The organism is Agrobacterium pusense, from assembly GCF_900102105.1.
In the GTDB taxonomy this organism is placed as follows: domain Bacteria; phylum Pseudomonadota; class Alphaproteobacteria; order Rhizobiales; family Rhizobiaceae; genus Agrobacterium; species Agrobacterium pusense.
Genome location: NZ_FNBB01000005.1, coordinates 1 through 12,833, shown reverse-complemented (window position 1 = coordinate 12,833; position 12,833 = coordinate 1). Strand labels below are relative to the sequence as shown.

The 12,833-nt window shown below is 56.7% G+C and carries 9 protein-coding genes; 7 read left to right on the top strand and 2 right to left on the bottom strand.

The features are described 5' to 3' along the window. Positions 1-70: 70 nt before the first annotated feature. The 3 genes from BLU28_RS13745 to BLU28_RS13735 all read left to right on the top strand — a co-directional run bounded on the left by BLU28_RS13745 (position 71) and on the right by BLU28_RS13735 (position 4,493). Complete coding sequence (locus BLU28_RS13745) at positions 71-1,024, top strand: DUF808 domain-containing protein (RefSeq protein WP_004437391.1); 954 nt, start codon at positions 71-73, stop codon at positions 1,022-1,024. A 298-nt stretch (positions 1,025-1,322) separates the two neighbouring features. Then, on the top strand, positions 1,323-2,516 hold the full coding sequence (locus BLU28_RS13740) for an HlyD family secretion protein (RefSeq protein WP_004437388.1): 1,194 nt from the start codon (positions 1,323-1,325) through the stop codon (positions 2,514-2,516). Positions 2,517-2,519: 3 nt separating this feature from the next. Then, on the top strand, positions 2,520-4,493 hold the full coding sequence (locus BLU28_RS13735; RefSeq protein WP_077987903.1) for a glycosyltransferase family 2 protein: 1,974 nt from the start codon (positions 2,520-2,522) through the stop codon (positions 4,491-4,493). A 13-nt stretch (positions 4,494-4,506) separates the two neighbouring features. Here BLU28_RS13735 and BLU28_RS13730 read toward each other — a convergent pair whose 3' ends face one another. Both BLU28_RS13730 and BLU28_RS13720 read right to left on the bottom strand, forming a co-directional pair. After that, positions 4,507-5,613 (bottom strand): cache domain-containing protein, encoded by a 1,107-nt coding sequence (locus BLU28_RS13730; RefSeq protein WP_072495000.1) that lies wholly within the window; start codon positions 5,611-5,613, stop codon positions 4,507-4,509. A 308-nt stretch (positions 5,614-5,921) separates the two neighbouring features. Further along, positions 5,922-8,147, bottom strand: coding sequence for a bifunctional diguanylate cyclase/phosphodiesterase (locus BLU28_RS13720; protein ID WP_077987904.1), 2,226 nt, complete (start codon positions 8,145-8,147; stop codon positions 5,922-5,924). 473 nt (positions 8,148-8,620) lie between these two features. Between BLU28_RS13720 and BLU28_RS13715 the strand changes: the two genes are divergently transcribed. From BLU28_RS13715 to BLU28_RS13700, 4 genes are all read left to right on the top strand, one after another. Beyond that, positions 8,621-10,216: a peptide ABC transporter substrate-binding protein gene (locus BLU28_RS13715; RefSeq protein WP_077987905.1), complete on the top strand. Its 1,596-nt coding sequence runs from the start codon at positions 8,621-8,623 to the stop codon at positions 10,214-10,216. Positions 10,217-10,267: 51 nt separating this feature from the next. Continuing rightward, positions 10,268-11,191 carry an oligopeptide ABC transporter permease OppB gene (gene oppB, locus BLU28_RS13710; RefSeq protein ID WP_045533877.1) on the top strand — a complete coding sequence of 308 codons (924 nt, stop codon included), beginning with the start codon at positions 10,268-10,270 and terminating at the stop codon, positions 11,189-11,191. Beyond that, positions 11,184-12,314, top strand: a complete 1,131-nt coding sequence (locus tag BLU28_RS13705) for an ABC transporter permease (protein WP_004437370.1) — start codon at positions 11,184-11,186, stop codon at positions 12,312-12,314. Before oppB ends, BLU28_RS13705 begins: the two co-directional genes overlap by 8 nt. A gap of 1 nt (position 12,315) precedes the next feature. After that, positions 12,316-12,833: ATP-binding cassette domain-containing protein (locus BLU28_RS13700; RefSeq protein ID WP_175477699.1), on the top strand; the 518-nt coding region annotated here is incomplete at its 3' end.

The following is a 12,833-nucleotide window of genomic DNA, read 5'->3' as shown; positions in this document are numbered from 1 at the left end:
CAACCTTTACTCTCCATTCTGTGCAACGGCCCCAAATCACGGACAACGCTGAACCTGTTCAGGAGTTAAATTGGCTACCGGATTGATCGCATTGTTTGACGACGTGGCAGCGATAGCTAAGGCTGCCTCCGCGTCCCTCGACGACGTCGCAACCCAGACTGCCAAAGCCAGTGTGAAGGCGGCAGGTGTCGTGATCGACGACACCGCCGTCACGCCGGCCTACGTCGTCGGTCTGGCTCCCGCGCGTGAACTGCCGATCATTGGCAAAATTGCGCTTGGATCGCTTAAAAACAAGCTGATCTTCCTCCTGCCCATCGCTCTCGTCCTCGGATATTTCGCTCCCTGGCTCATCACACCGCTCCTGATGATCGGTGGCATATACTTGAGCTACGAAGGCGCGGAGAAGCTACATGAGGCATTTTTCGCTCATGCCCCGGAACACGGTCCGGACGACAACGCGGCGCTTGATGCAACAGATCTGGAAAACCGCAAGGTCGCAGGCGCGATCCGTACCGACTTTATCCTCTCGGCCGAGATCATGGCGCTGACACTGGCTGGTGTCTCCTCCTCCGGCATCTATACCCAGGCAGGGGTCCTGGCGGCGGTTGGCATCCTGCTCACCGCAGCAGTTTATGGCGTGGTCGCGCTCATTGTCAAAGCAGATGACGTCGGATTGCACCTGACGAAGTCCGGGGGACCTTTGTCAAGGACGGTCGGTGCCGGGCTGGTCAAAGGTGTACCGTTTCTTCTCAAGGCACTGGCAATCGTCGGAACGGCGGCGATGCTCTGGGTAGGCGGAAGCATTATCGTACACAGCCTGGCGGGGATGGGATGGCATCAGCCTGAACATCTGATCGAAACAGTCGCATCAAGGATAGAACAAACCCTGGTGATTGTCCCCTCCGTGACGAATTGGCTGGCCACCGCGTTTATTCAGGCAATAATCGGTATAGCGACCGGCGGCGTCGCGATTTTATTGCTGTCGATCTGGACAAAATTCGCGCGGCGTATCGAACGACCCTAGTCGCGTCTCCCGAACTTCTCGATCTATCCATGACGCTCGCCGAGCCACCTCCTCTCGGTGATCGTCGCACGCATCCTCGCCCTTTGCCTGTCGATAATCGTGCAAAGCGAGCGCTCCACAAAAACTCGCGGGCAAGTTTTGACCTGAGACACGTTTAGCGCTCGGTGGTTTGATAGGTCAAAGTCTATATGCGCCGGTTGTCATTTAACCGCGCGCTAACTCTGGGAGCGGGTTTTCTCAAGCAGGGTGAACCGATCCCCGGCCGTACGTTTTGTTAGGTAGATGCGGAGGAGGAAACATGAAGCTCATAAAGATCGGATTCGGTTTGTTGCTGATCTGCGGTGCTCTTTATGTGGTGCTTGGGGAGCAGCTTAGCGGCGCGAGTGCGAATGCGTTCATAAATGCCCGTTTGACGACGATACGCGCTCCCATCGCTGGCAAAATTGAATTGATTTCCAGGCCGCTGGGCGCCCAGGTTGCGCAAGGCGATCCACTGGGCTCTCTTGAGGATCCTCTTGTTGACGGCATCCGTCTCCTTGATCTCGAACTTCAACAGGCCGATGCTCAGACCGAAATAAAAAGGCTCGAGACCGTCGTCACGTCTTTCGATGAATCGATTGATGAGTTGCAGACCCGCGCGGCCATCTATCGTGAGGAAAGAAAACGCCAACTCGCGGCTCAGGCTCAGTCTGCCGACGCCTCGCGTGCTGCATCCGAGGCACGTCTGAAATACGCGGAACTCAGCCGCGAGCGATCATCACGGCTAAGCGGTCAGGGCATTTCTACCGCACAGTCCCTTGAACAGGCCCAGTCACTTTCCGAGGTTTCCGCGCTGGAGGTCGCAAATGCAAAGGCTCAGGCCGCCGAAATCGTTGTGGCACAGAAGGCGGCCGAGCGGGGAGTATTCCTCGGAGACGGATTTAACGACGCCCCCTACTCCGAACAGAGGATTTCCGAGATCGACGTGCAGCGTCTGGAATTAAAAGCGCAACTTGAGGCGAAGAAACTGGCATTGGCTGCAATTTCCGATCGGCTGGCAAACGAGCGTCTTCGTGTAAACAGACTTTCTTCCTCAGATCTGGTGGCGAATGTGAATGGTGCGCTGTGGGAGTATCTCTCCGCTTCGGGCGAAACGGTCCAGCGCGGTCAGGACCTCATGCGCCTGATCGACTGCGACTCCGCAATTGTGACCTTATCCGTGTCGGAAAGCGTCTACAATTCCCTCAGGGTCGGCGCACCCGCGACCTTTCGCCTTAACCGAAGCCGTCAGGTTCTTCAGGGATCGGTAATCCGCCTTGCGGGTTCCGGCGCGGCTACGATCTATGAAAACATGGCAATAGCACCGAGTCAGCGCCACCTCCAAAGGTACGACGTGGCACTTGATGTGCCGGCTCTGCGGGACGACCCCGACCTTCGGTGCCTCGCAGGGCGCACGGGCAGGGTGTTTTTCGAAACGCGCGCTTTTGACTGGCTGCGAGGACTATGGAGATAGGACTTGGACAGTTTTCTCTATCTTAGCGAACTTCAGTCGAGCTTCGCTCATCTGGCTCTGGCCTTCGGGTGCGCACTCGTCCTGCCATACCTCCTGAACAATCGTAACTGGACCCACAGGACGTTCCTTTTCGCAATCGGAATGGCTTTAGCGGTGCGATATATCTGGTGGCGAGGAACCCAGACCCTGGCCCCGCCCGGCTTCACGCTGGACTGTCTGTTCAGTTGGTCATTCTTTGCTCTGGAAGCATTATCTGTTCTCTCGTCGCTGAGCGCGTTTACAATCCTGACCAGAACCACCGATCGGTCCCCTGAAGTCGAGGAGAATAAATCCTGGTGGCAACCGGATCCGCCTCCAAAAGTCGCGATTCTGATCGCCACATACAACGAGGAGCAAGCCGTTCTGGAACGGACGGTCGTCGGGGCAAAGGCCAGCGATCATCCGGACGTCCAGGTTCTTGTGCTGGATGACGGGCGCCGTGACTGGCTGCGTGACTTCTGCAAGGAGCACGACGTTCGATACCTTCGCAGGCCAGATAACAAGGGCTCGAAAGCCGGCAATATCAATCATGCCCTGGGCGTTCTTGCGCAAGACGATCAACCGCCAGACTTCATAGCCGTGCTGGACGCGGACTTCGTTCCTCACACGGATTTTGTCTCGCGCGCACTTGCGCTTTTCCACGACCAGGAGGTCGGACTGGTTCAAACACCCCAGCACTTCTTCAATCCGGATCCTATCCAGCATAATCTCGGGCTCAGCCGATCGTATCCCGACGAGCAGCGCTTTTTCTTTGACCATTTACAACCAAGCCGCGACGGGTGGGGCATCGCATTCTGCTGCGGCACGTCGTCGGTGATCAGATGGAGGGCAGTGCAGGCCTCCGGTGGGTTCCCGACAGACAGCATCACGGAAGATTTCATGCTGACGCTTCAGTTGCAGGAGCACGGCTATCGGACGGTCTATCTGAACGAAGCGTTGACCGAGGGCCTTGCTCCGGAGGGGTTGAAGGAATACGTCACTCAGCGAGCGCGATGGTGCCTGGGGCTCATGCAGATTGCCCGAGGAAGGCTAGGTCCCTTTTCGCGGAACAATTTGCGGCTGCGGGACCGCTGGAGTGTCGTTGACTCGGTATTTTTCTGGCTCACCACCTTCACATTCCGCATCGCCTCCATGACCTTTCCTCTCTTTTACTGGTTTTTCAACATCACGGTGGTCAACGCATCTGTTCCCGATGTCATCAGCTATTTCGGGGCGTATATGGTGTGGATCCTGTTCGTGTTGAACTTCATCTCGTCCGGAATGGTGATCCCCATCGTCAATGACGTCAGCCAGTTGCTTGGTGCGCTCCCCATATCGAGAGCCGCCATTGTGGGGCTTGTGAAGCCGAAAGGTCACCCTTTCAGTGTTACGGCAAAGGGAGGAGACCGAACCAAAGTCGTTGTCCAATGGCGTCTTATGCGCCCCTTCCTCCTTTTGACGTTTCTGACCGTCGCCGGGGTCCTGATCGGTCTGGTCTCTGACCGTTTCGCGTTCAATGACGCAGGAGACGGGAAGGTCGTTATCCTGTTCTGGACTGTTTACAATCTGGTGATCCTTGCCGTGACGCTGCTGGTCTGTGTCGAGTTGCCACGACGTGAGAAACACTATGCGGACCGTCCCGAGCGGGTCGTAATATCCCTCGGCGGTGCGCTGAAGCGCGTCTGGATGACGGACCTGACGCAGGAAACGGCCCGTCTCAGAGGGGTAGACGCGCCTATAGCTACCCAGATCATCATGAAACTCAAAGAAATCGGAGATTTCACCGCCACGGTGCTGGATCGGACCGACGACAGCCTGGTCGTTGCGCTGGGGTTGGATGAAACACAGTACCAGCTCTTGCTGAAAAGACTTTACGCTGGAGGGAGCGTACCAAGTGTCACGTCAACACGGCTATCGGCGATCATCAAGGATGCCACCACCCGTTTTGCCCGCCAGTAGTGGTCTAGCTTACTTAACCGCCGTCCTGCCGGTCTGCACTTGCCTGCAAGCGAGAAATTGCCGAGCCGATTGTAGCTAGTTCGGAAGTTCTCCTGCTCTCGTAGGGATATACGTTCTGTCCATCCGCAACGGCTTTGGCATTGACGGCGAGGTGATGGAACGGCCGGATAAACGAGACAATGAACAATGACATGAGGAGCAGAAGGAGCAGGGTCAGAAGAGACAAACTAATAAAAAGACCGCTGGAGAAGCTACTGGCCGCATTGCTGAATGCGTTCGCATCGATCCTCGCGACAATGGACCACCCGAACCTCGGTAGGCTTTGGTAGCTGGCCTCGGGAAGCGTGGCTACGAAGTAATTCTTGCCATCAGGCCATAACTCGAGGCTCACGCCGGTGGCACCTGTCCTTGCTCTTCGAAAGCTTGGCAGATCCAGGTTTGAAGGGCTCTCGTTCGTGGACGATATAACAGCCCTGCCCTCGGGATTGACTATGAGGACGTCGACGTCCAGGGCATCACTCAGCTCACGAATGTAGGCTTTTGCCCACTCCAGATTGAGATGAAGCCCAAGAACTCCTGTTACTGACTGACCAACACCGGTTACAGGGGCTGCCAGGTCGAGGAACCGTAACGGCTCCCCACTTTCGGGAGCAGGAAGTTTAGCCGCAAGAAGAACCGCTTCGTGCGCATCCCCGGCGAAGTTGCCCTGAAGCCCCCTCTGAAACCACGGACGGGATGACACGTCGGCGCCGACCAACAGACCGTTTGACGCGACACGGACTTTGCCGTCATTTCCGGCATAACCTGCCCACGACACAACCCGTCCGCTTCCCACGAGCGTTGAAAGATCGTCCTGGATCTCTTCAGGCTGGCTCACCGCAAGCGACCTTCCCAGCGTTTCGAGGTTTGTCCATTCTCGATAAAGGGAAGCGGCGAAGGCTGTTTGAACGCCCCGTACCCTGGTTTCCACGGCAGTACGCAGACTTGCCTCCTGGAAACTGAGCATTCGATCGTCAATCACCTTGAACACAATCGCGGCACCGACGAGGATACAGGCAAACATGAAGCCCGCCGTGACCGCACTCAACGATGGCAGGCGACTTTTTGGTTCATTGGACATGGACACCCGCGCGTTTTGTCGTGTCAACCTCGACCGAAACTAGATAACGGCCGGCGGGCGAGCAATCTGCCGATTATCAGGGGTCGTTTTTTTGGCGTGAGGTCGCGAATTCGGATCTGCCAGGCATCGCGACCGACCTCGTTCCTGCACGGAGCCAATGTGACGAGCCTGGAAGGCTTGCATCCCATTGGTGTTGAGGAGATCGACGCATTGCGCCAGAAGCAGGTCGTGTTTTGCGATAACAGGGCGAGGAACAAGCGGGGGAGCAGAGTTACCTGGCTCCGCCCGCCGCGAATTGCGACGGTTGATCAGCGGCTTACGTTATACGACTGTCGGTCAGGCCAGAAACCCGCGTGACCGGGCAGCGTCGAGAGGGGATCAGGGGCCGAGAGCAGCGCGCGAGCAGCATTCGGCGACAAGGGCCGTGCGAGTAGAAAGCCCTGCAGATGATGGCAACCGAGGCTCTCCAGAGCATCGCGCTGCTCCGTTGTCTCAACACCCTCAGCCGTAATCTTCAACCCCTTGGCCCGCGCGACATTGATCATGGCAGTGACGAGGGCCCTGTTGTCGCTTCGGTGGATTTCCTCGATGAATGATCTGTCAATCTTGATGCGATCCACCTCAATCTTTTGAACCCGCGAGAATGACGAATATCCTGTTCCGAAATCATCGATCGCAAATCTTACTCCGGCTGCGCGCAGGGCCGCAATGGTCCGTTCCGATCGGCCGTCCTCTCCGGTAGCTGCGCTTTCCGTTATTTCGATTTCCAGGCGGTTAGCCGAAACCTTCCATTTTTCGAGCGCAGCAATCACGTTCAGCGGATAGGCCGGCGAACACAGTTCCAGCAAGGAGGCGTTGAGCGCGATGTCGATGTCGGGAAAGTGCGCCAGCATGGAACAGGCGTCTTCTAGCACAATGGCTCCGATTTCGTGGATCAAACCGCACTCTTCGGCCAGCGGAATAAACTCTCCGGGGCTTACGTATCCAAGTGTGGGGTGGTTCCATCGGGCCAGCGCCTCGAGGGAACAGAGCATCCCGTCCCGTGCTGAGAAGACTGGCTGATAGAATATCTCTATCTCCGCGCGGCCGTTGACCGCCTTCCGCAGGTCAGCTTCCATAGCCCTTCTCTTGCGAAGCAACTCGTCCATGTGCTCGCCGAATATTGCGTAAGTATTCCTGCCAGCTGCTTTGGCGTGATACAGTGCGATGTCGGCCTGACGTATCGCCTCGTTTGCATCAAAGGCGCCGTTCTTTACGGCCACTCCGACGCTGGCACCAATTGTGACTTGCGTCTCCTCGATCTCGAACGGCAATCGAAGGTCGTCCACAATGGCTTTTGCAACATGCTCGGGCTGCAGCAAATCGTTCGATGTGACAAGGACGGTAAATTCATCACCACCGATCCGCGCAACAAGACTGTCGGGCAAAAGGCTCGTGAGCCGCGCCCCGACAAGTGATATCAATCTATCGCCTGCAGGATGTCCAAGCGAATCGTTCACCTCCTTGAACCTGTCGAGATCGATGAACAGCACGGCGTGTGCCTCGTCTTCCCTCGCATTTTGCGCGGCGGTCGCAACTCTCGCATTGAATTCCGATCGATTGGCAAGGCCGGTTAGAATGTCGTGTGCCGCCTGATACTGCAACTGCTCCTGGTTCGCCTTCAATCGGTTCGAGCGTCTCCAGAGGGCGTTTCCGCCGACGCTCGCTGCACTGAATATGGCAAAAAAAGCAAATGCGATCGCGGGAATGGTAGCTTCAAGGACTTGCTGGCCGGGCCTGAACGGCTGCCATTCGAAGTAGCCAACGACCTGTCCGGATGTTGAATGCAACGCAAGATAAGAAAAACGCGGGTCCGTTGGCTGATGAAGGGCAAATCGAAGATTTTCGAACTGGTATTCCTGACCCACCGTTGCTGCGAGATCTCCGTCCAGAAATCGGACCGCAACATGCAGATTTTCTCGCCCCGGTTGCTGCTCGATATCACCCGTGTCGGAAACGATCGGTTTTATGCTTACGATCGCCGGACGTGAGCCAACGTAGACGATGTCGGCTTCTCCTATGGAGAGCACCTTGCTACTCGTTCCGTCCTGATCGCCTGCGATAAGGCGTTCCTTCAGCTTCGTCGCTAACGGGAGATAGGCGGTCCGCAAACCATCGGCGGTGGACGCGTCATTGTGATCGACAAGAAATTGATAGATCGGATTAAGGTCCGCTGTCAGCACGATTGCTGCATCGTGTCCGAAATAGGTATTCATCCATACGCCGAGATTGGTTTGCATCCAGTCTGGATTACGGGCAAGGGAGTTCGTGACGGCGTCATCCCAGACAGTGGCGCTTTCCTGATCATGAGCAATCGATGACTTGAGTTTCGATACCGTCAGGGCGACCACGTCACGCTGCCTTGCAACTGCGATACCGTCGCTTGCGATCGCCGCAAAATAGAGTGACAAGAGAAGCAGCCCGCAAATGGCGAACGACGCCATGACGGGCAGGCTAAATCTCCAAAACCATTTCGACTGCAGAAGGGTTTGCATCGTTTCATATCCGCCTGTGTTTCGTCCAGACTACGTGAACGAAACTTAAAGCGGCCGGAACCAACATGGTTAAGTCCGGTCGAAATCGCGTTCGTACGGTGCCGCACAAAACGGTTTCGAAAGAGGGATCGCGCTGTCACGGAGCGCCTGGCAATCTCTCCATCGACATGGTTGTAACGATGGAATTTTCATCCAGCAGGAGTAACACCCGGTGCCGGTCCGCTTCCAACCTGGCTGATGGTAACCTCTTGCCTTGCCGGCGCCTCAGCCCGACTGCAGAGTTGCCAGACGCGATGAGGCACCAAAATAACAGAAGATTTGGGCGACGGTATTTGTAAGTTCGGGCACGCGCTGCATCCGCTTCTCCTACCCCTGGCTCTGCAGTGGCAATTTTACCTGATGATTTCGTCTCGGTTGCGCTTCCTGGCGATTTGGCCATATTTGTCGGCTCAATAGTCACGGGGAAAGAAAAAATGTCGATAAATGCTAGGTCTCGGGTCGCGGTGGTGATGGCTGCGCTTCTCTTGGGGACGAGCTCTGCGCTTGCAGAAACAGTGCTACACCGCGGCAATGCCGGCGAACCACAGACGCTCGATCAGGCACAGACCTCCATCAACATCGAGGCCTTCATCGTCAAGGATCTCTATGAAGGTCTGACCATCTATGACGCGACCGGCAAGATCATTCCGGGCACGGCGGAAAGCTGGACGCTGTCTGACGATGGTACCGTTTACACGTTCAAACTGCGCGCCGATGCGAAGTGGTCGGACGGTACACCCGTGACGGCGGAAGATTTTGTCTTCTCTTATAAGCGCGTCGAAGACCCGAAGACCGCAGCGAAATACGCCAATATTCTCTACCCGATCAAGAACGCCGAAAAGATCAACAAGGGCGAAACGCCTGTTGACCAGCTTGGCGTCAAGGCGGTGGATGACAAGACCCTGGAGATCACGCTTGAGCGGCCGACGCCGTTCTTCCTTGAACTGCTCGCCCATCAAACGGCTCTGCCCATTTCCAAGGCGAGTTACGAAAAGAACGGCGCGGATTTCGTGAAACCGGGCGTGATGGTGTCGAACGGCGCCTACAAACTCGAAGCTCATGTTCCGAACGACAGCCTCACTGTGGTCAAGAACACCAATTTCTGGGATGCTGCCAATACCAAGATCGACAAGGTGATCTTCTACCCGGTTGACGACCAGGCCGCCTCCGTTCGCCGTTTCGAGGCGAAGGAAATGGACCTCGCCTACAATTTTTCAGCTGACCAGATCGACCGTCTGCGCAAATCCTATGGCGACCAGGTGCACGTTTCACCGACGCTCGCGACCTACTACTACACCTTCGATACGCGCGAAGCGCCATATGACGACGTCCGCGTGCGCCGGGCGCTATCCATGGCTGTCGACCGCGAATTCCTCGCCAAGGAAATCTACAGCGGCTCGCAAGTTCCCGCCTATTCGATGGTTCCCCCGGGCATGGATTCCTACGGTGAGCCCGCCACGGCCGACTTTGCAGCCCTGTCGCAGCTTGATCGCGAAGACGAAGCTCTAAAGCTCATGAAGGAGGCCGGTTACGGTGAAGGTGGCAAGCCTTTATCCATCGAAATCCGTTACAATACCAACCCCAACCACGAACGCGTTGCGACCGCCATTGCCGACATGTGGAAAAACACCTTTGGCGCCAAGGTCTCCCTCGTGAACCTCGACGTTGCCTCGCACTACGGCTACCTCCAGGAAGGCGGCAAGTTCAATGTGGCGCGTGCTGGCTGGGTCGCTGACTATGCGGATGCGGAAAACTTCCTTGCGCTCTCCATCTCGTCCAACAAGACCTTCAATTACTCGAAGTTCAACAACGCCGAGTATGATGCATTGCTGAAGAAGTCCTATGAGGAAAGGGATCCGGCAGCTCGCTCCAAGCTGCTGCACGAGGCCGAAACGATCCTCATGAAGGAACAGCCGGTAGCGCCGCTTCTGACACAGGCCGATCTTTGGCTGGTGTCCAACCGCGTCAAGGGTTGGGTGGACAACGCTGCCAATCAACACCTCAGCCGCTTCCTGAGCGTTTCCGAATAAGCAGCACTGGCACGGTGGCCCCGCCACCGTGCCATGCCGGAGCCCAAAAACATGATCTCGTTTATTCTGCGCCGTTTGGCGAGCGCCGTGCCGACGTTGTTTATCGTCGTCACGATCTCGTTTTTCCTGATGCGTTTTGCGCCCGGTGGTCCGTTCAATCTCGAACGTCCCCTCCCCCCGCAGACCATGGAAAATCTGATGAGAACCTATCATCTGGATGAGCCACTATGGCGCCAGTATCTCATCTATCTCGGCAATGCCGTCACTGGCGATTTTGGCCCAAGCTACATCTATAAGGACAACACCGTCGCGCAGCTGATCGGCAAGGGCCTGCCCTATTCGCTCGAACTGGGTTGTTATGCCCTGTTGCTGGCTCTGGTGGGCGGCGTGCTCGCCGGCACGCTCGCAGCACTCAGGCAAAACAGCGCTTTCGATTTCTCGATCATGTCAATCTCGACAGTGGGCGTCACCGTCCCGAACTTCGTCGTGGCCCCTGTTCTCACGCTTGTATTTGCCGTGCTGCTCGGGCTTCTTCCGGCAGGCAGCTGGGGTGACGGGTCGCTACGCTACCTCATTCTTCCGATGATCGCACTTGCGCTGCCGCAGCTTGCGGTCATTGCCCGGCTGACGCGCGGTGCCATGATCGAGGCACTGCGAATGGACCACATCCGCACGGCCAAGGCCTATGGCCTTCCCGCGCGCAGCGTCGTCGTTTTCCACGCCATGCGCGCGGCAATGCTGCCGGTCGTTTCCTATCTCGCTCCCTGCGCCGCCGCGCTTTTGACTGGCTCGGCAGTCATCGAAACGATCTTCACCATTCCCGGTGTCGGCCGCTACTTCGTTCTCGGCGCCATCAATCGTGACTATACGCTGGTGATGGGCACCGTTGTTCTCATCGCCATTTTCGTCATCCTGTTCAATCTAGTCGTCGATATTCTCTACGGCCTTCTTGATCCGAGGGTCAGACATGACTGATAGCCCCGGCACTAACCCTCATTCGCAACAAATCAAAAGCCGCAGCCTGTTCCAGCTGGCAGTCCTGCGTTTCAGACGCAACAAGGCAGCCATGGCGGGTTCCGTCATGTTACTCCTTATCACTCTGTTCTCGTTCGTCGGGCCTCATTTCCTGGCGCACACCTATGATCAGGTGTTTTCCTCCTATGTCTCGGTGGCACCCAGTCTCGAGCCACGCCCTGATGTGAATAACCTTCAGGACGTGATGGAGGGTGTTGCGAGCCGGGCCCGCGTCGAGCTGAAGGAATTTGCCGTTGAAGGCCAGACTTTCACGGCGACCATCACCTCCAGCAGCGCAATCGATCCGCGCGCAACACGCTACTTCGACCGTGCCAATGAATTCAAAAATACCAAGGTGACTGCGACCGAAGACGACGGACGCACGCTGAAGCTGGAAGGCGACGTCAACCGCGAATACTTTTTCTTCGGTACAGATTCCAACGGCCGCGACATGCTTGCGCGCGTCATGCTTGGCGGTCAGATTTCGATTGCGGTCGGTGTCCTGGCGAGCCTCGTTTCCTTGGGAATCGGCGTGGTCTACGGTGCAACAGCGGGCTATATTGGAGGGCGCGTGGACAATGTGATGATGCGCTTCGTCGAAATCCTCTATTCACTCCCCTTCGTCTTTCTGGTTGTGGTTCTGGTCGTCTTTTTTGGCCGCAGCTTCATCCTGATCTTCCTCGTCATCGGCGCGGTGGAATGGCTGGACATGGCGCGCATCGTGCGTGGCCAGACACTCGCCTTGAAACGACGGGAATTTGTCAGTGCGGCGCAGGCTCTGGGGCTAAGCGACTGGCAGATTATCCGCCGTCATATCATCCCCAATACGATCGGGCCCGTTGTCGTTTTCGTGACGGTCGTCGTGCCCAAAGTCATTCTTCTGGAAAGCTTCCTATCCTTCCTCGGTCTCGGCGTTCAGGCGCCGTTGACAAGCTGGGGAGCGCTGATTTCCGAAGGTGCCAACAATATCCAGTCCGCCCCGTGGCTTCTGATATTCCCGGCGATCTTTTTCGTGCTGACCCTGTTTTCGCTGAATTTCGTCGGCGATGGGTTGCGTGATGCACTCGATCCCAAGGATCGTTGACATGAAGACGACAACTGACACCATTCTTTCCGTTCGCGACCTCAAGGTCGATTTCACCACGCCGGATGGCACTGTCCATGCCGTCAAGGGCATCGACCTTGACGTTAAACAGGGTGAAACGCTCGCTGTGGTTGGCGAGTCCGGTTCTGGCAAAAGCCAGACGATGATGGGCATCATGGGGTTGCTTGCATCCAATGGCGCCATCAGCGGCTCGGCGAAATATCGCGGAAAGGAACTTCTTGGACTGCCTGTCGGCGAGCTTAACAAAATCCGTGGCGCGAAAGTCACCATGATCTTCCAGGAGCCGATGACCTCGCTCGATCCTCTCTACCGGATCGGTGCGCAGATTGCCGAGCCGATCATTCACCACCGCGGTGGCAGTAAAAAGGAGGCGCGCGCACGCGTTCTCGAACTGCTGAGGCTCGTCGGAATTCCGGAGCCCGAGCGGCGTATAGACAGCTATCCTCACGAGCTTTCCGGTGGTCAGCGCCAGCGCGTCATGATCGCCATGGCGCTCGC

What these genes read in the sequence shown, in the direction of transcription:
- BLU28_RS13740 (WP_004437388.1), top strand. Translation starts at nt 1,323, where the DNA reads ATGAAGCTCATAAAGATCGGATTCGGTTTGTTGCTGATCTGCGGTGCT.
- BLU28_RS13730 (WP_072495000.1), bottom strand. Translation starts at nt 5,613, where the DNA reads ATGTCCAATGAACCAAAAAGTCGCCTGCCATCGTTGAGTGCGGTCACG.
- BLU28_RS13720 (WP_077987904.1), bottom strand. Translation starts at nt 8,147, where the DNA reads ATGCAAACCCTTCTGCAGTCGAAATGGTTTTGGAGATTTAGCCTGCCC.
- BLU28_RS13715 (WP_077987905.1), top strand. Translation starts at nt 8,621, where the DNA reads ATGTCGATAAATGCTAGGTCTCGGGTCGCGGTGGTGATGGCTGCGCTT.
- oppB (WP_045533877.1), top strand. Translation starts at nt 10,268, where the DNA reads ATGATCTCGTTTATTCTGCGCCGTTTGGCGAGCGCCGTGCCGACGTTG.
- BLU28_RS13705 (WP_004437370.1), top strand. Translation starts at nt 11,184, where the DNA reads ATGACTGATAGCCCCGGCACTAACCCTCATTCGCAACAAATCAAAAGC.